The 22,212-nt window shown below is 67.4% G+C and carries 23 protein-coding genes; 12 read left to right on the top strand and 11 right to left on the bottom strand.

What is annotated here, in order from left to right; translation table 11 throughout:
• Window positions 1-163: 163 nt before the first annotated feature.
• The 5 genes from AC5IG3_RS01760 to argB all read right to left on the bottom strand — a co-directional run bounded on the left by AC5IG3_RS01760 (window position 164) and on the right by argB (window position 4,794).
• Window positions 164-508, bottom strand: a complete 345-nt coding sequence (locus AC5IG3_RS01760; protein WP_491904558.1) for a DUF6444 domain-containing protein — start codon at window positions 506-508, stop codon at window positions 164-166.
• 177 nt (window positions 509-685) lie between these two features.
• Window positions 686-2,233 (bottom strand): hypothetical protein, encoded by a 1,548-nt coding sequence (locus tag AC5IG3_RS01755; RefSeq protein WP_491904557.1) that lies wholly within the window; start codon window positions 2,231-2,233, stop codon window positions 686-688.
• Window positions 2,234-2,351: 118 nt separating this feature from the next.
• On the bottom strand, window positions 2,352-3,071 hold the full coding sequence (slmA, locus tag AC5IG3_RS01750) for a nucleoid occlusion factor SlmA (RefSeq protein ID WP_491904556.1): 720 nt from the start codon (window positions 3,069-3,071) through the stop codon (window positions 2,352-2,354).
• Window positions 3,043-3,870: a pyrimidine 5'-nucleotidase gene (locus AC5IG3_RS01745; protein ID WP_491904555.1), complete on the bottom strand. Its 828-nt coding sequence runs from the start codon at window positions 3,868-3,870 to the stop codon at window positions 3,043-3,045. The genes slmA and AC5IG3_RS01745 overlap by 29 nt, the downstream gene beginning before the upstream one ends.
• Complete coding sequence (argB, locus tag AC5IG3_RS01740) at window positions 3,871-4,794, bottom strand: acetylglutamate kinase (RefSeq protein WP_491904554.1); 924 nt, start codon at window positions 4,792-4,794, stop codon at window positions 3,871-3,873.
• An 83-nt stretch (window positions 4,795-4,877) separates the two neighbouring features.
• On the opposite strand from argB, the gene AC5IG3_RS01735 reads away from it, so the two are divergent.
• The 6 genes from AC5IG3_RS01735 (at window position 4,878) to AC5IG3_RS01710 (ending at window position 9,402) form a co-directional block, all read left to right on the top strand.
• Window positions 4,878-5,306, top strand: a complete 429-nt coding sequence (locus tag AC5IG3_RS01735) for a hypothetical protein (RefSeq protein ID WP_491904553.1) — start codon at window positions 4,878-4,880, stop codon at window positions 5,304-5,306.
• 89 nt (window positions 5,307-5,395) lie between these two features.
• The gene (locus AC5IG3_RS01730) at window positions 5,396-5,698 is read left to right on the top strand and encodes a hypothetical protein (protein WP_491904552.1); all 303 of its coding nucleotides are present in this window, start codon (window positions 5,396-5,398) and stop codon (window positions 5,696-5,698) included.
• Window positions 5,695-7,110, top strand: a complete 1,416-nt coding sequence (locus tag AC5IG3_RS01725; RefSeq protein WP_491904551.1) for a TolC family protein — start codon at window positions 5,695-5,697, stop codon at window positions 7,108-7,110. Before AC5IG3_RS01730 ends, AC5IG3_RS01725 begins: the two co-directional genes overlap by 4 nt.
• Window positions 7,111-7,120: 10 nt before the next feature.
• The gene (locus AC5IG3_RS01720; RefSeq protein WP_491904550.1) at window positions 7,121-8,503 is read left to right on the top strand and encodes a multicopper oxidase family protein; all 1,383 of its coding nucleotides are present in this window, start codon (window positions 7,121-7,123) and stop codon (window positions 8,501-8,503) included.
• Window positions 8,504-8,548: 45 nt separating this feature from the next.
• On the top strand, window positions 8,549-9,076 hold the full coding sequence (locus AC5IG3_RS01715) for a cupredoxin domain-containing protein (protein ID WP_491904549.1): 528 nt from the start codon (window positions 8,549-8,551) through the stop codon (window positions 9,074-9,076).
• A 26-nt stretch (window positions 9,077-9,102) separates the two neighbouring features.
• Window positions 9,103-9,402 carry a copper-binding protein gene (locus AC5IG3_RS01710; RefSeq protein ID WP_491904548.1) on the top strand — a complete coding sequence of 100 codons (300 nt, stop codon included), beginning with the start codon at window positions 9,103-9,105 and terminating at the stop codon, window positions 9,400-9,402.
• Between the two features lie 4 nt (window positions 9,403-9,406).
• Here AC5IG3_RS01710 and AC5IG3_RS01705 read toward each other — a convergent pair whose 3' ends face one another.
• A complete protein-coding gene (locus tag AC5IG3_RS01705) occupies window positions 9,407-10,915 on the bottom strand; it encodes a carboxypeptidase M32 (protein ID WP_491904547.1) in 1,509 nt (502 codons plus the stop codon).
• A gap of 49 nt (window positions 10,916-10,964) precedes the next feature.
• Entirely contained in the window at window positions 10,965-11,447 is a 483-nt protein-coding gene (locus tag AC5IG3_RS01700) for a YqaA family protein (RefSeq protein ID WP_491904546.1), read from the bottom strand.
• Window positions 11,448-11,597: 150 nt separating this feature from the next.
• Here AC5IG3_RS01700 and dusB point away from each other — a divergent pair, with 150 nt between their 5' ends.
• The 6 genes from dusB to AC5IG3_RS01670 all read left to right on the top strand — a co-directional run bounded on the left by dusB (window position 11,598) and on the right by AC5IG3_RS01670 (window position 17,844).
• A complete protein-coding gene (gene dusB, locus AC5IG3_RS01695) occupies window positions 11,598-12,644 on the top strand; it encodes a tRNA dihydrouridine synthase DusB (RefSeq protein ID WP_491904545.1) in 1,047 nt (348 codons plus the stop codon).
• Window positions 12,641-12,898, top strand: coding sequence for a helix-turn-helix domain-containing protein (locus AC5IG3_RS01690; protein WP_491904544.1), 258 nt, complete (start codon window positions 12,641-12,643; stop codon window positions 12,896-12,898). The genes dusB and AC5IG3_RS01690 overlap by 4 nt, the downstream gene beginning before the upstream one ends.
• 3 nt (window positions 12,899-12,901) lie before the next feature.
• Window positions 12,902-14,509 (top strand): bifunctional phosphoribosylaminoimidazolecarboxamide formyltransferase/IMP cyclohydrolase, encoded by a 1,608-nt coding sequence (gene purH / locus AC5IG3_RS01685; protein WP_491904543.1) that lies wholly within the window; start codon window positions 12,902-12,904, stop codon window positions 14,507-14,509.
• 4 nt (window positions 14,510-14,513) lie between these two features.
• Window positions 14,514-14,972, top strand: a complete 459-nt coding sequence (locus tag AC5IG3_RS01680) for a GNAT family N-acetyltransferase (protein WP_491904542.1) — start codon at window positions 14,514-14,516, stop codon at window positions 14,970-14,972.
• Window positions 14,973-14,990: 18 nt separating this feature from the next.
• Window positions 14,991-15,539 (top strand): crossover junction endodeoxyribonuclease RuvC, encoded by a 549-nt coding sequence (gene ruvC, locus AC5IG3_RS01675; protein WP_491904541.1) that lies wholly within the window; start codon window positions 14,991-14,993, stop codon window positions 15,537-15,539.
• 91 nt (window positions 15,540-15,630) lie between these two features.
• On the top strand, window positions 15,631-17,844 hold the full coding sequence (locus AC5IG3_RS01670) for a putative bifunctional diguanylate cyclase/phosphodiesterase (protein WP_491904540.1): 2,214 nt from the start codon (window positions 15,631-15,633) through the stop codon (window positions 17,842-17,844).
• On the opposite strand, the gene lpxC is transcribed toward AC5IG3_RS01670, so the two are convergent.
• The 4 genes from lpxC to AC5IG3_RS01650 all read right to left on the bottom strand — a co-directional run bounded on the left by lpxC (window position 17,811) and on the right by AC5IG3_RS01650 (window position 22,205).
• Window positions 17,811-18,746 carry a UDP-3-O-acyl-N-acetylglucosamine deacetylase gene (gene lpxC / locus AC5IG3_RS01665; protein ID WP_491904539.1) on the bottom strand — a complete coding sequence of 312 codons (936 nt, stop codon included), beginning with the start codon at window positions 18,744-18,746 and terminating at the stop codon, window positions 17,811-17,813. The two genes, AC5IG3_RS01670 and lpxC, sit on opposite strands and share 34 nt — an antisense overlap.
• A 149-nt stretch (window positions 18,747-18,895) precedes the next feature.
• The gene (ftsZ, locus tag AC5IG3_RS01660) at window positions 18,896-20,110 is read right to left on the bottom strand and encodes a cell division protein FtsZ (RefSeq protein ID WP_491904538.1); all 1,215 of its coding nucleotides are present in this window, start codon (window positions 20,108-20,110) and stop codon (window positions 18,896-18,898) included.
• A 48-nt stretch (window positions 20,111-20,158) separates the two neighbouring features.
• Window positions 20,159-21,385 (bottom strand): cell division protein FtsA, encoded by a 1,227-nt coding sequence (gene ftsA / locus AC5IG3_RS01655; RefSeq protein ID WP_491904537.1) that lies wholly within the window; start codon window positions 21,383-21,385, stop codon window positions 20,159-20,161.
• A gap of 25 nt (window positions 21,386-21,410) precedes the next feature.
• A complete protein-coding gene (locus AC5IG3_RS01650; protein ID WP_491904536.1) occupies window positions 21,411-22,205 on the bottom strand; it encodes a cell division protein FtsQ/DivIB in 795 nt (264 codons plus the stop codon).
• Between the last annotated feature and the right edge of the window lie 7 nt (window positions 22,206-22,212).

The following is a 22,212-nucleotide window of genomic DNA, read 5'->3' as shown; positions in this document are numbered from 1 at the left end:
CGCGCACTGAGGGGCGCTTCTCGAAACCGCCCTGCTCCCCCATGATCTGAGCCGGCAACATTCCACTCATGATCACGCCGCGCATCAAGCCCTCGAGCTTCTTCCCGGAAGAAGTCCACGACGACCTGTTCCTGACGCGCCAGCGCAAGGTCAAGTTGGAGGGCTACATACAGACACTGGCGGCCATCGGCGCACTGGTGGACTTCACGGCGATGGCGTCGACCTGGGCCTCGGGCAGCATTGCCCGGTAGCTGCCCTTGTGCCCGGGCTGCGCGCCGCGCTTGCGCTCGCTGGCACGGCGCTGGGCGCGGTTGCCGCCGCCGGGTCCGTCTGAGGACGGCGGCTTCGAAGAGTTGCGCGAGTCCAGCTTCACGCGCTCTTGCAGCCAGGCCACTTGCTCTCGCAACTGCGCCAGCTGCTGGCCCAGCGTGTCGATCACGGCATGGCATTGCGCCAGCGTGTCGGGCTTGGGCGGTGGGTTTTCCGGTGGGGGTGATGCGGCCGTCATGGGGCTCCACTGTGGCCACCGTCTTCGGCCCTGTCTACGCGGGCTTCAGCCAGTTGACCTGCGCTGGCTTGTTGGCTGGGGGCTGAATACGTACGCACGCGCTTGCCGCAAGTTGGCCAGCGGGCTAGGCGAGGGGTTTCGAGAAGTGCTCATAGGCCATCAGGTGGAACAGCGTATTTATTGGCACATCTCGCGACCACCTTCGCGACGAATCAGTCGCTGAGTATTCCGCCGTTCACAAGCCATTTGATTGGATGCACGCGTCGATTCCCGCACGCTCGCCATCACAGCCTCATGTTCAGCGATGTTGCGTCGGCGTTCAATGCCAAGAGCGCGCTCCATTTCGGGAGAGACCAGTTCGCCGTCGCGCCATTGAAAAATGTAGCTAAGACTCTGAACGCGATCAGATCCCGCAACCTGAGCCAGTGCAAGTCCGAACGACCCCCACACCTCCCCTCCTCGCTGAATATTTTTTTTCATATTGTAGGAGCATTTATAATTTTTCTCTGCAGGCCGACACAAGACATTTGATACCTCTACAGAATAGCTTACAGGATGCAACCCAGCGGCAACGAGAAACGCTGGCGTAGGTGCAAGCACATTGGCGTCAATCTGCGTAGACCCCATGACTTTTACAATATTTCCAACGGTAACCCGCAATATATCCGAATCGATTGGCGGAAGGTTATTATTAATACGATCAATGCGCGCCTGAGCATTCCGTCGATGGTCTTCGGCTTCCGCAATCGCGGCTTGGCGCCTATTCTCTTCTTGCCTGCGCCTCACAGCATCATTGATGAAGGAATTATTCAAGGTAACTGTTTTTAACTCACCAAAGGCGTTATCGCCAAACATCTTATTCCACAAGCCCTGCAACTCGGACTCACTTGCACTTGAAATCACATTGACAAGTTGATTTTCATTACCGCGAATAACCGCAATTGATGCGCTCATGAAGCGGCTTTTAATATCTTCATCAGGAGACTGGCGACTCGCACGTTCAAGCAGCAAATCGCCGATGTTTTTGGATTTGAACGGCGCACGACCACCAACAAACTGCTCCAACCCTGAATCATGAAGCCAACTGGGAGCGGAATTGACAAACTTAATCTGTGGCAACCACATGCCACACTCCCTCATGACAAACAGATGAATTTTCTCCAGTTGGCGAGCCTTCAATAGCGCATCAACTCCCGACGGAAGATTACTCATCGTGAGCGCGATCTGATTCAGCACAGGCTCCGCCGCCTCAATCATCTTCAATTTATAGTTGACCCATCCAAGACGCTCCACCCTCAGGATAGCTTCTGCATAATCATGGCCAGCTCTCGGATGCTCTCTAACAAACTGGGCTTGTCTTGCCGCATAAGCATCGAGGTCTGGTCTACCCAAACTTCTCAATTGTCCGTTTGGCATCAAAATATTAGCAAGAAGGCTTGCCGCCGCCTCCAAGCCAGATGCGTCCCTGCCCGCGTCCTCAAGGCCAGAAATTGCTTGGGCAACGTCTGGCTGTGCTTCCCAAGCCCGGATGATGGCGCGTGTTTCCGTCAGCGCACGGAACAATCCCGGATCTACGGGAGGCGCATTATCAAATTGCCTCAAATATTCTGTGCCGCACTGCTGCTGGGCCCATGCAGCAGTCGAAAAAAATAAAGAAAACACCAATACAATCACAGCGAACAGCTGCTTTCTCAGCCACTTTCCATAACTATTGACCAAGGCCACGACACCCTCCACCGATATTAATTTAATTAAACAGATCTCTTCAGAAACCTGCTCAGCACGCTCGCGGACGTCAAAAAACCAGCACGCAAGAGGTGTCTACTCAGCGTGCCGTTTGTCATCAGGTCAGACTACTCATTAGCCAAGCGAGCGCAGCGTCCAAGTGCTCGGTCGGACTGCGCTTGAACCCCGAGCGGGCAAAGCGCTGCAGGCGGCCGATGCAGAAGCTGGTCAGCACCGATGCCGCTGCCGTGGCGTCCACCGTGGGCTTGGCCGAGCCGCTGGCTTCGGCAGCGCCGCGCAGGCTGATGCGCAGCTGCGACTCGATGCGATCGAAGAACTGGTTCATGCGCGCCTGCAGGCGCTCGTGCTCGAACACCAGCGCGTCGCCCACCATCACGCGCGTCATACCGGGGTTCTTCTCGGCGAACTGCAGCAGCACGGCGACGGTGCGCGCGGCCTGCACGTGCGGGTCGGCCTCGCGCTCGGCAATCTGGTTGACCAGGGTGAAGACGCTGGACTCGATGAACTCGATCAGCGCCTCGAACATCTGCGCCTTGCTGGCGAAGTGGCGGTAGAGCGCCGCCTCGCTCACCTCCAGGCGCGCGGCCAGCGCGGCGGTGGTGATGCGCTCGGCACCGGGCTGCTCCAGCATGTGCGCCAGCGCCTGCAGGATCTGCACGCGGCGCTCGCCCGGTTTGGGCCGCTTGCGCGCGGCCTCGGCAGGCGCCTCGGCCAGGCCGTCGATCACCGCCTGGCCGGACAAGGCCGGCGCGCGCGCAGCATCTTGCGACGGCGGCGATTCAGGCAATTCAGCGGTGGCGGGGGACTCGATGGACATCAGCACAGGTGACAACTCGATCTCGGAACAGCGGGCCCAGGGCCTGAAGCCGGCGGATTCTGGCACACACATACGCGGGCTTTCGGCACAACGCCACCCCCGCTTCCGGGCCGTGAACCGAGGCCTGCAGCCACCGCTGCATCCACACCGTGCGCAGCCCGACGCGCCGTGCCGACTTCTGATGCGCCAGCGTGTCCTCGACCAGCACGCAGCGCTGCGGCGGCACTTTCAGGCGTGCGGCCAGGGCCCGGAACATGCGCGCATCGGGCTTGGGCCGCCACTGGCCGAACATCGTCATGTGGTCAATGGCGATCACGCCATCAAAGATCCGCGTCAGCCCGAGCGCCGCCAGCACCCGCTCGGCATAGGCCAGCGGCGCGTTGGTCAGGATGTACTTGCGCCCCCGCAGCCGCCGCAGCGCCGCCACGTCGTGCGGGTGCGTGCGCAGCGTGGCCTCCAGTCCGGGCAGCAGGTGGGTGTGATGCAGGAAGTGCGGCGCGGCCACGCCGTGGTGCCGCATCAGCCCCAGCATCGTCGCGCCGTAGCGGCGCCAGTAATGGCCACGCAGGTGGTTGGCCTGGGCGTCATCGACCGCCAGTTCGCGCACGATGTAGTCGTTCATCGAACGGTCAATCATGCCGAACGCGCCGTTGGAGGCGTCGTGCAGGGTGTTGTCGAGGTCGAAGAGCCAGACGGGCGCATCGCCACCTGTGCCTGGCGCCACCCGGGCCGCCCCAAGGCCCGCCGAGCCCCCTCGGGGGGCCGCGCAGCCGCGCAGCGGCCAGCGTGGGGGCTTCATTTACCGAGCCCGGATCATCGTCCCGTAGGCCTGATCGGTCAGGATTTCCAGCAGCAGCACATGCGGCACGCGGCCGTCGATGATGTGCACGGCATTGACGCCGCTCTTGGCCGCGTCGAGTGCGCCGGCGATCTTGGGCAGCATGCCACCGCTGATGGTGCCGTCCTCGAACAGCTCGTCGATGCGCTTGGCGGTCAGGTCGGTCAGCAGCTGGCCCTGCTTGTCGAGCACGCCCTTGATGTTGGTCAGCATCAGCAGCTTCTCGGCTTTCAGGATCTCGGCCAGCTTGCTCGCCACCAGGTCGGCGTTGATGTTGTAGCTCTCGTTGTTCTCGCCGAAGCCGATCGGGCTGATGACGGGAATGAAGGCGTCGTCCTGCAGCGCCTTGACCACGCTCGGGTCGATCGACTCGATCTCGCCGACCTGGCCGATGTCGTGTTCCTTGTTCGGGTCGTCGCGGTCGAGCAGCTTCATCTTGCGGGCGCGGATCATGCCGCCGTCGCGGCCGGTCAGGCCCACGGCCTTGCCGCCGGCGGCGTTGATCAGGCCGACGATGTCTTGCTGCACCTCGCCACCCAGCACCCACTCGACCACCTCCATGGTCTCCTCGTCGGTGACGCGCATGCCCTGGATGAAGGTGCCCTTCTTGCCGATCTTGGACAGCGCCTCGTCAATCTGCGGCCCGCCGCCGTGCACCACGATCGGGTTCATGCCCACCAGCTTGAGCAGCACCACATCCTCGGCAAAATCCTGCTGCAGCGCCGGATCGGTCATGGCGTTGCCGCCGTACTTGATGACCAGCGTCTTGCCGTGGAACTTGCGGATGTAGGGCAGCGCCTGGGCCAGGATTTCGGCCTTGTCGCGGGCAGCGATGTGGGTGACGTCGGGGGTCAGGTCGGGCGTCGATGCGGTCGTGGTGCTCATGGGGACTCCGGTAGGGAATGGCGCAAATTCTAGGGACAGCCGGTGACAGCGCCGGGCGCGGCGTCTGCCTATACTGGCGCGCCATGTCATCAGCCCGCCACGCCACCCGCTTCCACCTGCCCCGGCTCGCCTGGCTGCTGTGGCTGCTGGTTGCCCTGCTGCCGCTGCGCAGCGGCGCGCACATGGCGATGGGGAGCTTGCCGGTTGCAGCGCCGATGCAGGCCGGCACGCAGAGCAACGCCGCCCATCATGAGGCCGCGCTGGCCGAGCCGGCGGCGCATTGCCACGAAGATGCCAGCGCCAGCACGGCGGACACCGGCACCCCGAACGCCAGCCCGCTGCACAACTGCAGCCTGTGCGACATCTGCCACGCCAGCCTGGGGCCCACCCCCAGCGTGACGCTGGCCCTGAGCCTGCCACCCAGCCTCGCGCCGGCCGCCACACCCTGCCCCGGCCTGCCGCCTGGCGTGGTCAGCGGCTTGTTCAGACCGCCTCGAACCACCGCCGCCTGACCCGGGCCGCACGCTGCGGCCCATTCGGTGGCGCCCGCCTGGCGGGTGTTCGCTCACGTTCTGAACGTCGATCTGAACCAAGGTTCGTCATGAAGTCATTGCCCCTTGCGGCGGCAACGCGGTGCCTGTGCGCGCTGCTGCTTGTCGCTGCGTCTCCCATCGCGTGGAGCCAGTCTCCGCGCCCGGCCGACGCGCAAGCCCGCGTCGCGCCGCTGCAGCACCGCTCCAGCCTGTCCAGCCATCGCCCCACCGCCCAGGCCGCCCCCATCGAGCCCGGCGACTGGCGCGCGGCCAACGACCGCGTGCACACCATCGGCGGCTGGCGGGCCTATGCCAAGGAGGCGCAGGCACCCGCTGCGCCTGCGGCACCCGCCTCAGGAGCACGGCCATGAGCCCGACCCTGAGCGCGCGGCCCTCGTTCCCGCTGGCCTTGATCGCCACGCTGGCGCTGACCGGCTGCGCCAGCCTGGCACCGAGCGATCCCGGTGCGCTGCAGCAGCACCTGCGTGACCGCACCGGCCTGGCGCTCGCCGCCTGGCCCGACAGCGAATCGCCCGGCGCGGTGCTGACCCAGCGCAGCACCGCGCTGCGCGCCCAGCCGCTGACGCAGGAAGCGGCGGTCGAGCTGGCGCTGATCCACCATCGAGGCCTGCAGACCACGCTGGCGGAGCTGGGCGTGGGCCAGGCCGAGTTGGCGCAGGCCACGCGCTGGCCCAATCCGGGCTTCAGCTTCCAGCGCAGCGCCAGCGGCGGCACGGTGGAATACGAGCGCGGCCTGCACCTCAGCCTGGGCCGCCTGCTGCTGATGCCGCTGGCCCGCGAGCTGGAACAGCAGCGCCTGGCGCAGGCACAACTCGACGCCAGCCAGCGCGTGCTCGCGCAGGTCGCGGAGGTCAAACGCCGCTGGACCACGGCCGTGGCGGCAGCGGAAAGCCTGGGCTACCAGCAGCAGGTGCTGCAGGCCGCCCAGGCCGGCGCAGAGCTGGCACGGCGCATGGCGGCCGCCGGTAACTTCAACAAGCTGCGGCTGGCGCAGGAACAAGCGTTTGAGGCCGAAGCCGCCCTCAACCTCGCTCGCGCCGAGCGCGACCGCGACGCCGCCCGCGAGCGCCTGAACCGCGCGCTGGGCCTGTGGGGCGACCCGCTCGCCTACCGTCTGCCCGACCGCCTGCCGGCTCTGCCTGCTGCGGCGCAGGACTTGCCCGACATCGAGTCCCGCGCCATCGCCCAGCGGCTGGACGTGCAGGCTGCCAAGCTCGGCAGCGAACGCCTGGCGCGCAGCCTGGGCCTGACGCGCAGCACCCGCTTCGTCAATGTGCTGGAGCTGGGCGTGCTCAACAGCAGCAACAGCCACGGCGAGCGCAGCCGCGCCTGGGAACTGAGCCTGGAGCTGCCGCTGTTCGACTGGGGCGACGCCCGCGTCGCCCGCGCCGAAGCCACCTACACCGCCAGCCTGCACCGCACGGCGGACGTGGCCGTCAACGCCCGCTCCGAAGTGCGCGAGGCCTACGGCGCCTACCGCCACGCCTGGGACATCGCCCAGCACACGCAGGCGGTGCTGGTGCCGATCCGCCAGCGCATCGGCGACGAAAACCTGCTGCGCTACAACGGCATGCTGATCGGCGTGTTCGAGCTGCTGGCCGAAGCGCGCCTGCAGATCGCCAGCGTCGCCACCGCCATCGACGCCCGGCGCGACTTCTGGCTGGCCGAGGCTGACCTGCAACAGGCGCAGATCGGGCCAGTGCAGTTGTCGACGCCCGGCGCATCCCGCGCCGCCGCCCCCGCCGCTGGCGGCGGCCATTGAGGAACCCATCATGCTCAACCGTCGACACCTTTTCCAGGCCGGCGCCGCCATGGCTGCCGCCTCCGTCAGCCGCGTGGCCCTGGCCGCGCTGCCCGAGCCCGTCATCCAGACAGGCGCTGCCACTGCCGCCCCGCTGGCGCCACCCAACGGCCAGCCCTATCAACCCGTGGTGACGCTCAACGGCTGGACGCTGCCCTGGCGCATGAACAACGGTGCGAAGGAGTTCCACCTGGTGGCCGAGCCCGTGGTGCGCGAAATGACGCCCGGCTTCACCGCCAACCTGTGGGGCTACAACGGCCAGTCGCCCGGGCCGACCATCGAGGTGGTCGAGGGCGATCGCGTGCGCCTCTTCGTCACCAACCGTCTGCCGGAGCACACCGCCGTCCACTGGCACGGCCAGCGCCTGCCCAACGGCATGGACGGCGTCAGCGGCCTGACGCAGCCCAGCATCCAGCCGGGCAAGACCTTCGTCTACGAGTTCACCGCGCGCCGCCCCGGCACCTTCATGTACCACCCGCATGCCGACGAGATGACGCAGATGGCGATGGGCATGTACGGCATGTGGGTCACGCACCCCAGGCTGGACAAGCGCGGCAGGCACCCGCTGATCGACAACGTCGACCGCGACTTCTGCTTTCTGCTCAACGCCTTCGACATCGAGCCCGGCAGCGCCACGCCCAAGATCATGACGATGCTGGACTTCAACCTGTGGGCCTGGAACAGCCGCATCTTTCCGGGCATCGACACGCTCAACGTGCGCCAGGGCGACCGCGTGCGCATCCGCGTCGGCAACCTGACGATGACGAACCACCCGATCCACCTGCACGGCCATGAGTTCGAGGTGACCGGCACCGACGGCGGGCCGGTGCCGAAGACGGCGCGGTGGCCGGAGGTGACGACCGACATCGCCGTGGGCCAGATGCGGCAGATCGAGTTCCTGGCCGACGAGGAAGGCGACTGGGCCTTCCACTGCCACAAGAGCCACCACACCATGAACGCGATGGGCCACAACGTGCCCACCATGATCGGCGTCGACCACCGCGAGGTGGTCAGGAAAATCACCGGCCTGATCCCCGACTACATGGTGATGGGCGAGCGCGGCATGGCCGACATGGCCGAGATGGACATGCCGCTGCCCGACAACACCGCGCCGATGATGACCGGCCAGGGCCCGTTCGGCAGCGTCGAGATGGGCGGCATGTTCAGCGTGCTCAAGGTGCGGCGCGACCAGAAACCGGGCGACTACAGCGACCCGGGCTGGTTCAGGCACCCGGCCGGCACCGTCGCCCATGAATGGACCGGCGCACCACTGCCCGAGCCGGTCAAGGCCGCGCCCGCCACCGGCCAGGCCGCCGGACAGGCGCGCAAGCCGAACGGACACGGCGGGCATTGAAGCCGACTCGACCCCGCAAATTCAACCTTTCAACGACGACACCCCATGACGACACTCACCCCCAGGCGCGCTGCGCTGCACACGCTGGCCACCACGGGCCTGGCACTCCTCATCAGCCCCGCCGCACGCGGCCACGGCGAAAAGGCCCATGCCGGGCCGGTCAAGATGGAACAGAAGGACTGGGGCATTGCCGGCACCGCCGCCCAAGTGCGCCGCACCATCGCGGTCGGCATGGGCGATGACATGCGCTTCACGCCGGCGCTGATCACCATCAAGACCGGCGAGACGGTGCGCTTCAAGATCACCAACCGCGGCTCGCTGCTGCACGAGTTCGTGATCGGCACCCGGCCCGAGCTGGAAGCACACGCCGCGCTGATGGTCAAGTTTCCCGACATGGAGCACGACGAGCCCTACATGGCGCACGTGCCTGCGGGTCAGGCCGGCGAGATCATCTGGACCTTCAACCGCGCGGGCGAGTTTGAATTTGCCTGCCTGATCGCCGGGCATTTCTCGGCCGGCATGAAGGGCGTGCTGCGCGTCAGCGGCAACCCTGTCGTCCCCCGCAAGTCCTGAAACGTTATCGACTCAAAGGAAACCTCATGCGCACCCCCAAGCAACTCACCGTTCTGGCCGCCACCGTGGCACTCACTGCACTGAGCGCGACAGCCGCGTTCGCTCAAAGCACGGCCGGCGAAATCATGAAGGTCGACAAGGCCCAGCAGAAGATCACGCTGCGCCACGGCCCGATCGCCAACCTGGACATGCCCGCCATGACCATGGTCTTCAAAGTGCAGGACGCTGCCGCGCTGGAGAGCCTCAAGGCCGGCGACCGGGTGATGTTCGACGCTGAAAAGATCGGCGGGCAGTACACCGTCACCAAGCTGGCGCCGGCGCCGTAAGCCATCACCCCAGATACCGCCCCTCCAGATGGGCCCGGAAATACGCCGGGTTCAGCGTTTCGCCGCTGGCGCGCCGCGCCAGTTCCGGCGTTTCCCAGCGTGAGGCCTGGCTCCAGATGTTGTCGCGCAGCCAGTCGAACACCGGGCTGAGGTCGCCGGCGGCGATGCGGGCATCCAGGTCGGGGGTGGTGCGGCGCATGGTGGCGAACCACTGGGCCGAGTACATGGCGCCCAGCGTGTAGCAGGGGAAGTAGCCGAAGTAGCACGACGGCCAGTGCACGTCCTGCATGACGCCGTCGGCGTAGTTGCCGCGGGTGTCGACGCCCAGGTAGGCGGCCATCTTCTCGTCCCACAGCGCGGGCAGGTCGTCGACCTCGATCTGGCCTTCGATCAGCGCGCGTTCCAGCTCGTAGCGCAGGATGACGTGGGCCGGGTAGCTCAGCTCGTCGGCATCGACGCGGATGAAGCCCGGCCGCACGCGGGTGTTCAGCCGCAGCAGGTTGGAGGCCGTGAAAGCGGGCTGGGGGCCGAAGTGGCGCTCGATCAGCGGCAGCAGCTGCGCGACGAAGCCGGGATGGCCGCCGAGCTGCATCTCGAAGCTCAGGCTCTGGCTTTCGTGCAGGCCGTAGCTGCGCGCCCGCGCCATCGGCTGGCCGAGCCACTCGCGCGGCAGGTTCTGCTCGTAGCGGGCGTGGCCGGTCTCATGCACCGTGCCCATCAGCGCCTGGGCCAGGTCGTCGTCCAGGTAGCGGGTGGTCAGGCGCACGTCCTCGGGCACGCCGCCGGAGAAGGGGTGGGTGCTCTCGTCGAGCCGGCCGGCGTCGAAATCGAAGCCCAGCAGCTTCATCACGTCCAGGCTCAGGGCCTTTTGCGTGGCGCGGTTGAACGGGCCGACCGGCGTGAGCACGGGCGTGTGCAACGCTTGTGCGGCCTGGCGCGCCTGGGCCTGCGTGATCAGGCCGGGCAGCCAGGTCTTGAGGTCGCCGAACAGCGCGTCGATCTCGGCGCTGGTGGTGCCGGGCTCGAAGCGGTCCATCAAGGCGTCGTAGAGCGACAGGCCGGTGGCGTCGGCCAGGCAGCGGGCTTCCTCGCGGGCGATCTGCACCACGGGCTTGAGGTTGGCGGCAAAGCCGGCCCAGTCGTTGGCCGGGCGCTGGCTGCGCCAGGCGTGTTCACAGCGGGCCACGGCGAGCGATTTCTCTTCGACCAGCCGTGCCGGCAGCGCGTTGCTGGCGCGCCAGTCGCGCTTCATCTCGCGCAGGTTGGCGCGCTGCAGGTCGGTCAGCGGCTCCTGCTCGGCGCGGGCCAGCAGGTCGACCAAGGCGGCGTCGGTGCGCAGGCTGTGCAGCAGGGTTTCCAGCTCGGCGCTGGCCGCCGCGCGGGCCTCGTTGCCCTTGGGCGGCATGTTGGCGGCCTGGTCCCAGCCGACGATGGCGCCCAGGTGCTCGAAGCGGTAGATGCGCCGCTGGCGCTGTTCGAGTTCGGAATAAGCGGGCGTGGGAGCGGTGCTCATACTGCTGTTGATGCCTCAAGCGTTGCGGTTGGGAGATCCCGGATCGTAGTCAAAACGACCACACGCCCGGGAATATCCACATCAGCCCGGCGGTGGCCATGAAGTAGCGCAGGAACTTGCCGATCGCCATATAGCCCAGGCACGGCCAGAAGGGCAGTTTCAGCCAGCCGGCCACGGCGCAGAGCGGGTCGCCCACCACCGGCAGCCAGCTCAGCAGGCAGGCGGGCGGGCCCCAGCGGCGCAGCAGTTGCAGCGCGCGGCCGTCGGCGCTGCGGTGGGCCAGCTTTTCATAGGCGCGCTCGGCGCCGTAACCCATCCACCAGGAAATCGCTCCGCCCAGCGTGTTGCCGACGGTCGCCACGGCCATGGCGGGCCAGAACAGCTCGGGGTTGAGCTTGACCAGGCCGAACACCACCGGCTCCGAGCCCATCGGCAACAGCGTCGCCGACAGCGTGGTGACGATGAAGACGGTCAGCAGGCCGTATTGCGGCAGGGCCAGTGCGGCCAGCATTGAGGTGATCCAGGCATCCATGGGCGCTGATTCTGCCGCCTTGGCACCGCCGGGCGTCGGCGACCCCGCCGCTATACTTCTGCCTCATTTTTGATCAACCGCGCCGGGGTTCTTCATGTTCGGCGCGTGCTTGGCACTCCCCTCACCCTTGCTCACTTCCCAAGCCTTTTGATGCGCATCGGCCCTCATCAGCTGCCCAACGCCTTGTTTGTCGCCCCCATGGCAGGGGTGACCGACCGGCCGTTCCGCCAACTGTGCAAGCGCCTGGGCGCGGGCTACGCGGTCAGCGAGATGGTGACCTCGCGGCCCGAGTTGCGCAACAGCCTCAAGACCAGCCGCCGGCTCGACCACACCGGCGAAGTCGAGCCGATCTCGGTGCAGATCGCCGGCACCGAGCCGGCCATGATGGCCGAAGCGGCGCGCTACAACATCGAGCGCGGCGCGCAGATCATCGACATCAACATGGGCTGCCCGGCCAAGAAGGTGTGCAACGTCTGGGCCGGCTCGGCGCTGATGCAGGACGAGGATCTGGCCCGGCGCATCGTCGCCGCTACGGTCGAGGCCGCCGCGCCCTACAACGTGCCGGTGACGCTGAAGATGCGCACCGGCTGGTGCCAGAGCCAGAAGAACGCGCTGCGCATCGCGCTGGCCGCGCAGGACGCCGGCGTGGCGATGGTGACGGTGCACGGCCGCACCCGCGAGCAGGGTTACAAGGGCGCGGCCGAGTACGACACCATCGCCGCCGTCAAGCGCGCGCTGCGCATTCCGGTGGTCGCCAACGGCGACATCACCAGCCCCGAAAAAGCCGCCGAGGTGCTGGCCGCCACCGGCGCCGACGCGTTGATGGTCGGCCGCGCCGCGCAAGGCCGGCCGTGGATCTTCCGCGAGATCGGCCACTTCCTGGCCACCGGCGAGCACGCCACCGCGCCCGCCACGACCCAGGTGCGCGACTGGCTGCTGGAGCACCTCGACGACCACTACGGCCTCTACGGCGAATACGCCGGCGTGCGCACCGCGCGCAAGCACATCGGCTGGGCCGTGCACGACCTGCCCGGCGGCGCGGCCTTCCGCGCCCGCATGAACACCCTGGACGCCAGCGCCGCGCAGCAGCGCGCGCTGCATGACTACCTGAGCCAGCTGGCTCAAACCCACGCGCTGTGGCCGGCCGCATCCCCCGATGCCGCCCCCAGCGACGCTGCCGAGGCACTTGCCGCATGAGTTCCCCCACCACCGACGCTCCTCACAGCCCGATCGAAGCCTCCATCCGCGACAACCTGGAGCTGTACTTCCGCGACCTCGAAGGCACCGACCCGCACGCCCTCTACGACATGGTGCTGCGCGCGGTCGAGCGCCCGCTGCTCGACGTCGTGATGCAGAAGGCCGACGGCAACCAGAGCCGCGCGGCCGAATGGCTGGGCATCAACCGCAACACGCTGCGCCGCAAACTCCTCGAACACAAACTGACCGACTGAACCATGTCCCAACTCACTGCCCTGATTTCCGTCTCCGACAAGACCGGCGTCGTCGAGCTTGCCCAGGCGCTGCACGCCGCCGGCGTGAAGCTGCTGTCCACCGGCGGCACCGCCAAGCTGCTGGCCGAGCGCGGCCTGCCGGTCACTGAAGTCGCCGACCACACCGGCTTCCCCGAGATGCTCGACGGCCGCGTCAAGACCCTGCACCCCAAGATCCACGGCGGCCTGCTGGCGCGGCGTGACCTGCCCGAGCACATGGCGGCGCTCGCCACCCACGGCATCACCACCATCGACGTGCTGGTGGTCAACCTCTACCCGTTCGAGGCCACCGTCGCCAAGCCCGGCTGCACGCTGGAAGATGCGATCGAGAACATCGACATCGGTGGCCCGGCCATGGTGCGCAGCGCGGCCAAGAACTGGAAAGACGTGGCGGTGCTGACCGATGCCAGCCAGTACGCCGAGGTGATCGCGCAGCTCCAGCGCGACGGCGCCGTCAGCCGCGCCACGCGATTCGCGCTGTCGGTGGCCGCGTTCAACCGCATCAGCAACTACGACGCGGCGATCAGCGACTACCTCTCGGGCATCACCGAAGTGTGTGATGACGCCGCCACCCCCGCCCGCGCCGAGTTCCCGGCGCAGAGCAACGGCCGCTTCGTCAAGCTGCAGGACCTGCGCTATGGCGAGAACCCGCACCAGGCCGCCGCCTTCTACCGCGACCTGCACCCGGCGCCCGGCTCGCTGGTGACCGCGCAGCAGCTGCAGGGCAAGGAGCTGTCCTACAACAACATCGCCGACGCCGATGCGGCGTGGGAATGCGTCAAGAGCTTTGACACCCCCGCCTGCGTCATCGTCAAGCACGCCAACCCCTGCGGCGTGGCCCTCGGCGCTGACGCCGCCGAGTCCTACGCCAAGGCCTTCCAGACCGACCCGACCAGCGCCTTCGGCGGCATCATTGCCTTCAACACCGTGGTCGACAAAGCGGCGGCCGAGAAGGTCGCCAAGCAATTTGTCGAGGTGCTGATCGCCCCGGCTTACACCGACGAAGCGCTGGCCATCTTCGCTGCCAAGGCCAACACCCGCGTGCTGCTGATCGACCTGTCCAAGGTGGATCGCAACGGCGCATCCGCCTGGGCCCGCGGCCAGAACGCGCACGACATCAAGCGCATCGGCTCGGGCCTGTTGATCCAGAGCGCCGACAACCACGTGCTGGCGCGCGCCGACCTGAAGGTCGTGACCGCGCTGGCGCCGACCGCGCAGCAGATGGACGACCTGATGTTCGCGTGGAAGGTGGCGAAGTTCGTCAAGAGCAACGCCATCGTGTTCTGCAAGGACAGCATGACGGTGGGCGTCGGCGCCGGGCAGATGAGCCGGCTGGATTCCGCCCGCATCGCCAGCATCAAGGCCGGCCACGCCGGGCTGACGCTGGCCGGCAGCGCGGTGGCCAGCGACGCCTTCTTCCCGTTCCGCGACGGCCTGGACGTGGTGATCGACGCGGGCGCCACCTGCGTGATCCAGCCCGGCGGCTCGATGCGCGACCAGGAGGTGATCGACGCGGCCAACGAACGCGGCATCGCAATGGTGCTGACGGGCGTGCGGCACTTCCGTCACTGAACGCATGTCGGCCGTCCAGATCCGGCGCGCCACAGCCGCCGATGTCGAGGCCGTGGCGGCCCTGTTCGATGCCTACCGGCAGTTCTACGAACAGGCCCCCGACCGGGCTGCGGCACGTGCCTTCATCGGCGCGCGCATCGACCGGCAGGAATCGGTGATCCTGCTGGCCGAGGACGAGCGGCAGCAGGCCTGCGGCTTCTGCCAGCTGTACCCGACCTTCTGCTCGGTCGAAGCGGCGCCGATCTACGCCTTGTACGACCTGTTCGTGCCAGCCACGGCGCGCCGGGCCGGCATCGGGCGGGCGCTGCTGCTGGCAGCGGAAGCACAAGCCCGGCAAGCCGGCTGTGCCAGGATGGACCTCACCACCGCCAGGACCAATCTGCAGGCGCAGGCGCTGTACGAATCGCTCGGCTGGGTGCGTGACGAGGTGTTCTTCGCCTACAACCGCCATCTGGCGGGCTGAGGCGATCGCCGGACGCCCATGCGCATCCTCGGCATCGACCCCGGCCTGCAGATCACCGGCTTCGGCGTCATCGACGCCGACGGTCCGCGCCTGAGCTACGTCGCCAGCGGCACGATCCGCACCAAGGAAGCGGCCATCGGCGACCTGCCCGGGCGCATCAAGCTGATCTTCGAGGGCGTGTGCGAGGTGGTCAGCACCTACCAGCCGCAGTCGGCGTCGGTGGAGATCGTGTTCGTCAACGTCAACCCGCAGAGCACGCTGCTGCTGGGGCAGGCGCGCGGCGCGGCCATGGCGGCGCTGGTGTCGCGTGACATGGCGGTGAGCGAATACACCGCGCTGCAGATGAAGAAGGCCATCGTCGGCAACGGCCACGCGCAAAAAGAGCAGGTGCAGGACATGGTGATGCGCCTGCTCAAGCTGCCCGGCCTGCCCGGCAAGGACGCGGCCGACGCGCTCGGGCTGGCCATCACGCACGCGCACGCAGCCGTGTCGTTTGCGGCCATCACCCAGTCGACCCCCCTGCAGCGCAAGCAGCACGCGCATTACAAGGGCGGGCGCATTTTCTGACGGGCGCGCAAGGCCGCAGCGTCTGCAGCGCGCAGAATAGGTTTTTATTTTTACCGTGCGGGCGGCCCGACGCCCGCACGCCGCTCCCACCATGAGCACACCGCCCGACCTGTTGCCTGCGCTGATGCGGTTCTTCGATGAAGGTCCGGGCATGGTGCTGGTCTGCAACGCGGACGAGCGCGTCACGCACGCCAGCCAGGGCTTCGTGCGCCGGTTGGGGCTGGAGTTGTCCCAGTTGCTGGGCCGCCAGCCGGAAGAGGTGCTGGGCGGGCCGTCTTCCACCGCGCAAGCCTGGGCGACCTTGCGCCGCACGGCGGAAATCACCGGCCGCAGCGCGGCCCAGGCGCTGGTGCATGGCCGCAACGGCGAGCCGCTGTGGTGCGACCTGACGCTGGACCTGCTGCGCGACGCCGACGGCCATGTCTCGCAATCGCTGCTGACGCTGGTGGACATCACGCAGCGCCGCATCCAGACCGAGTTGCAGGAGCGCGTGCTGGACGCCATCGTGCGCGACCGCCCGCTGGCCGAAGTGATGGAGTTGGTGTGCGGCCAGGTCGAATCGCTGACGCCGGACGTGGTCGCCACCGTGCTGGCGGTGGACGGCGCCGGCCGTGTGCATCCGCTGGCGGGCCCGAGCTTTCCGCCCGAGGTGGCGCGCGCCTTTGACGGCCAGCCCATCGGCCCGGCGGCCGGCTCCTGCGGCACCGCCGCCTGGCGCGGTACGCCGGTGGTCGTGACCGACATCGCCACCGACCCGCTCTGGGCCACTTACCGGGACTTCGTGCTGCCGCTGGGCCTGCACGCCTGCTGGTCCAGCCCGATCAAGAACAGCGCCGGGCGGGTGCTGGGCACCTTCGCGTTCTACTTTCACCAGCCGCGCGGGCCGAACACGTTGCACCAGCGGCTGGTCGAGATGAGCGTGCACCTGTGCACGCTGGCGCTGGAGCGCGAGCAGGCGCACGCCCACATCCACGAACTGGCGTACTACGACAGCCTCACCGGCCTGCCCAACCGCGCACTGCTGGAAGCCAACGCAACGAAGGCCGTCGCCCGCGCGCAGGCCAACAACTCGCCGCTGGGCCTGCTGTTCATCGACCTGGACCGCTTCAAGACCATCAACGACACCCAGGGCCACGCAGTGGGCGACGCCGTGCTACGCGAGGTCGCCCAGCGGCTGGCTCATGAGGTGCGCCACCGCGACCTGATCAGCCGGCTGGCGGGCGATGAGTTCGTGGCGGTGCTGCCGAACTGCAATGCCGAGCAGACCCGCCAGACCGCCGAGCGCATGCTGCAGGCACTGGCCCGGCCCATGATGGTGGCCGATCAGCCGCTGCAGAGCGCAGCCAGCATCGGCGTGGCGATGTACCCCGCCGACGGCGCCACGCTCGATGACCTGATGCGCCATGCCGACATGGCCATGTACCAGGCCAAGAGCGCCGGCCGGGGCCGGCTGCAGTGCTTCCAGGCCGAGATGAACCAGTCCGCGCAAGAGCGCCTGCAGCTGGAAACCGATCTGCGCCGCGCGCTGCGCTGCGGCGAATTGCAGCTGCACTACCAGCCGCAACTCCACGCCCGCCGGAGCGGCAGTCCCCCCCCGGCCAGCAGGGCACTGTTCGGCGTCGAAGCCTTGCTGCGCTGGCAGCACCCGACGCTGGGCGAGGTGTCACCGGCGCGCTTCATCCCGGTGGCAGAGGCCTGCGGGCTGATCCACGAACTGTCGCAATGGGTGCTGAACGCCGCCTGCGCGCAGATGGCGGACTGGCAGGCGCGCGGCGTGGCGGTGCCGCAGGTGGCGGTCAACCTGTCGGCGCATGACTTCCATGACCCGGCGCTGGTCGCACACATCGGGCAGCTGCTGCGGCAATACGGTCTGCGCGGCGACCAGCTCACGCTGGAGTTGACCGAAACCGTGCTGCTGGACCGCCGCACCGACGCCCTGCGGACGCTCGATGCGCTCGGCGCGCTGGGCGTGTGCCTGGCGATGGACGACTTCGGTACCGGCTACTCCAGCCTCAGCCACCTGCACCACCTGCCGATCCGGCAGGTCAAGCTCGACCAGAGCTTTGTGCAGGACCTGGCGCATCAGATGGCCCAGGCCCTGACCAGCGCGGTGCTGCACATCGGCGAGAGCCTGAACCTGGTGGTGGTGGCCGAGGGCGTGGAAACCGAAGCCCAGGCCCGCTTCCTGACCGAGCGCCACTGTCCCGTGCTGCAGGGCTTCCTGTTGGCGCGGCCGATGACAGCCGATCAGCTCGAAACGTGGCTGGCGGCCTACCAGGCCGGCGCCAGCTCGGCCATGCCCTGAGGCGCAAGCTTTTCGTCGGCGAAGGTCACGACCTCCCACGCGTCAGGGTCGGCCAGCAGCGTGCGCAGCAGCTTGTTGTTGAGCGCGTGGCCGCTCTTGTAGGCGGTGTAGCTGGCCAGCAGCGGCATGCCGCAGAGGTAGAGGTCACCGATGGCGTCGAGGATCTTGTGCTTGACGAACTCGTCGTCGTAGCGAAGGCCGCCGGCGTTGAGCACGCGCGAATCGTCGACCACGATGGCGTTGTCCATGCTGCCTCCGAGCGTCAGGCCGCGCGAGCGCATCAGCTCCAGGTCCTTGGTGAAGCCGAAGGTGCGGGCGCGGGCAATGTCGCGCTTGTACTGGCCCGAGCCCATGTCGAAGACCACGCGCTGGCCGGTCTGATCGACCGCAGGGTGGCCGAAATCGATCTCGAAGGTCAGCTTGTAGCCGTGGTGCGGATCGAGCCGGGCCCAGATGCGGCGCTCACCCTCGCCCTGGCTGACCTCGACCGGCTTCCTGACGCGCAGGAAGCGCTTGGGCGCGTTCTGCAGCTCGATGCCGGCACTTTGCAGCAAAAAGACGAACGAAGCGGCCGAACCATCAAGGATCGGCACTTCCTCGGCGGTGATGTCGATGTAGAGGTTGTCCAGGCCGAGGCCGCAGCAGGCCGACATCAGGTGCTCGACCGTGTTGACCTTGGGCGCGCCGGGGTCGCCTCCGGGCGACAGCGTGGTCGCCATGCGGGCATCGCAGACCGAATCGGCGCTGACGACGATGTCCACGGGCTGCGGCAAGTCGATGCGGCGAAAGACGATGCCGGTGTCGGGCGGTGCAGGACGCAGGGTCAACTCCACCTTTTGCCCGCTGTGCAGGCCGACGCCGACGGCGCGGGTGAGTGACTTCAGAGTGCGTTGTTGGAGCATGCCGGAATTCTAGGCAAGTCCGGGTTGCTGGACGGTGAAGCGCCAGCAAGGACTGAAAAAACCCCGGTGCCACAGGGTGGGCACCGGGGTTTTGGACGAGGGCAGAGGAGAACGGGCTTGAGAAGACGGCACCCGCAGGCGCCGCCGCCTCAGTCGGCCTGCTTGCGCAGGAAAGCCGGGATCTCGATCTCTTCCATGCCGTTGTTGACCAGCGCCTCGACCTTGGCTGCCGCCTGGGTGCGCGGGTTGCGCCACACGCTCGGCACGGTGTAGTCCTGGCTCATGCCCACGGGCATGGCGCCACCGTGCACGGCCGGGCCGGCGTGGATCGGCTGGTTCAGCACGGGGATGTTGTCGGTGCCGGTGCGCTGCATCGGCGCCACGACCTGCATCTGTGCAATCGCGCGCTTGGCCGAGGCCAGGCCGGTGGCGATCACCGTGACGCGCAGCGCGTCGCCGAGGCTTTCGTCGTAGGCGGTGCCGAAGATCACGTGCGCCTCATCAGCCGCATAACGGCGGATGGTGGTCATGGCGTTGCGGCTCTCGGCCAGCTTGAAGGTCTGCTTGCTCGCGGCAATCAGCACCAGCACGCCACGCGCGCCCGACAGATCAATGCCTTCGAGCAGCGGGCAGGCCACGGCCGCTTCAGCCGCCTTGGTGGCGCGGTCCGGGCCGCTGGCGGTGGCCGTGCCCATCATGGCCTTGCCGGGCTCGCTCATCACGGTCTTGACGTCTTCGAAGTCGACGTTGACCAGGCCGGGAATATGGATGATGTCGCTGATGCCGCCCACCGCGTTCTTCAGCACGTCATTGGCTTCGGCGAAGGCCTGCTCCTGCGTGACGTCGTCACCCAGCACTTCAAGCAGCTTCTCGTTCAGCACCACGATCAGGCTGTCGACGTTGGCTTCCAGTTCAGCCAGGCCGGTGTCGGCCTGCTTCATGCGGCGGTTGCCCTCGAATTCGAACGGCTTGGTCACCACGCCCACGGTCAGGATGCCCATGTCCTTGGCGATGCGCGCGATCACGGGCGCTGCACCCGTGCCGGTGCCGCCGCCCATGCCGGCGGTGATGAAGACCATGTGCGCGCCGTCGAGCGACTGGCGGATGCGGTCGACCGCTTCTTCAGCCGCCGCCTTGCCGGCGTCCGGACGCGAACCCGCACCCAGGCCGGTGTGGCCCAGCTGCAGCAGCGAATCCGCCTTGGAGCGGTTGAGCGCCTGCGCATCGGTGTTGGCGCAGATGAACTCCACGCCCTGCACGCCCTGGCCAATCATGTGGTCGACGGCATTGCCACCGCCGCCACCGACACCGATCACCTTGATCTGCGTGCCCATGTCGAACTCTTCAATCATCTCGATACCCATCTCGTTCTCCTTACTTCCTCTGCAATTGCCGTCGTCAGAAAGCCTATGTCAAAAACTCTTCAGGAACCAGTCCTTGGCACGCCCGAACAGACCCACGCCTGAAGCGGATTGCGCCGCCTTCATGCCACGGGTGCGGGCCAGGCGCGCCTCCTCCAGCAGTCCCATCGCGGTGGCTGAGCGCGGGCTCGCCACCATGTCGTAAAGCGCGCCGCCGTACAGCGGCAAACCCTTGCGCACCGGGCGCAGAAAAATGTCCTCGGCCAGCTCGACCATGCCGGGCATGACCGAGCTGCCACCGGTCAGCACGATGCCGGAAGACAGCAACTCTTCGTAGCCGCTCTCGCGGATGACCTGGTGCACCAGCGCGAAGATTTCCTCGACGCGCGGCTCGATCACGCCGGCCAGCGCCTGGCGGCTCAGCAGGCGCGGGGCGCGGTCGCCCAGGCCCGGCACTTCCAGCTGCTCGGCCGGATCGGCCAGCAGCTGCTTGGCCACGCCGTGCTCGATCTTGATTTCCTCGGCGTCCTTGGTCGGCGTGCGCAGCGCCATCGCGATGTCGCTGGTGATCAGGTCGCCGGCGATCGGGATCACGGCCGTGTGGCGGATGGCGCCGTCGGTGAAGATCGTCACGTCGGTGGTGCCGGCGCCGATGTCGACCACCGCCACGCCCAGGTCGCGCTCGTCGGGCGTCAGCACCGCCAGGCTGCTCGCGCTCGGGTTGAGCACCAGCGCCTCGACTTCCAGGCCGCAGCGGCGCACGCACTTGATGATGTTGTCGGCCGCGCTCTGTGCGCCGGTGACGATGTGCACCTTGACCTCCAGGCGGCCGCCGCTCATGCCCACCGGTTCTTTCACTTCATGGCCGTCGATCACGAACTCCTGAGGCTCGACCAGCAACAGGCGCTGGTCATTCGGGATGTTGATCGCCTTGGCCGTATCCACCACCCGTGCCACATCAAACGGGGTCACTTCCTTGTCGCGAACGATCACCATGCCGGTGGAATTCTGGCCACGCACATGGCTGCCGGTGATGCCGGTGTAGACCCGGCCGATGCGGCAGTCGGCCATCAGCTCGGCCTCTTTCAGCGCCTGCTGGATGCTCTGCACCGTGGCGTCGATGTTGACGACCACGCCGCGCTTCAAGCCGTGCGAGCTCGCCACGCCGAGTCCGGCCAGGCGCAATTCGCCATCGGCCAGCACTTCAGCCACCACCGCCATCACCTTGGCAGTGCCGATATCGAGTCCCACGACGAGGTCCTTGTATTCCTTGGCCATTTTGTTATTCCTCGCAAAGTCCGCCTCAGCGGCCCTTGCTGCGTGGGTTGTCGGTGGTGCCCATTCCCACCAGCCGCAGCGCGTAGCTGTCGGTGTGGCGCAAATCGGCGTATTCAATCGCACGATTCTCAAAATGAGATGTGACTTGTGTCACGCTTTGAACGAAACGACGCGTCCGTTGCAAAACTTCAGCAGGTTCACCACGCCCGAGTTCGATCACTGCGTCGGCCCGTTCCAGCCGCGCCTGCCAGGAGCCCCCATCCGACAGCGCCAGCCGGTCGAGCTGGGTGTCGAGCCGGGCGAACTCCGGCGCCAGCTCGCGCCACATCGCCAGCACCTGTGGAGCCGTGCCCTGCGGGCCGCGCAGCGTGGGCAGCTTGTCGTCCTCGACGTCGCCCAGGTTGACCTCGAAGACCTCGCCCTGCTGGTTGATGAGCAGGTCATCGGCCTGGTCGCGCTCCCAGTAGGCCACCGGGCGGTGCTCTTCCAGCCGCACCACCAGCGCGTGCGGCCAGACGCGCTTGACCTCGGCGCGGCGCACCCAGGGCACGGCCTCGAAGGCGGCGCGCGCCTCGCGCAGGTTCATGCTCAGGTAGCTGCCATGCAGGTGCGGCATGGCATTGGCGCGGATGCTGGCAGCGCTGTTGTGCTGGGTCTCGCCCTCGATGCGGATCTCGCGCAGATCGAACCACGGCAAGCGGCTGAGCCAGACCAGCGCCCCGGCCAGCACGGCCAACACGGCGAGCAGGAGCAGGCCGCGCGCAGCGACGCGCATCAGACGCACATCGGTCGGCAGGTAGGCGGGAGCGGGGCTGGCCATGGTGCGG

The organism is Leptothrix sp. (in: b-proteobacteria), assembly GCF_965250675.1.
In the GTDB taxonomy this organism is placed as follows: domain Bacteria; phylum Pseudomonadota; class Gammaproteobacteria; order Burkholderiales; family Burkholderiaceae_C; genus Sphaerotilus.
The sequence above is the reverse complement of the archived record's forward strand: the minus strand, read 5'-3'. Positions and strand labels throughout refer to the sequence as shown.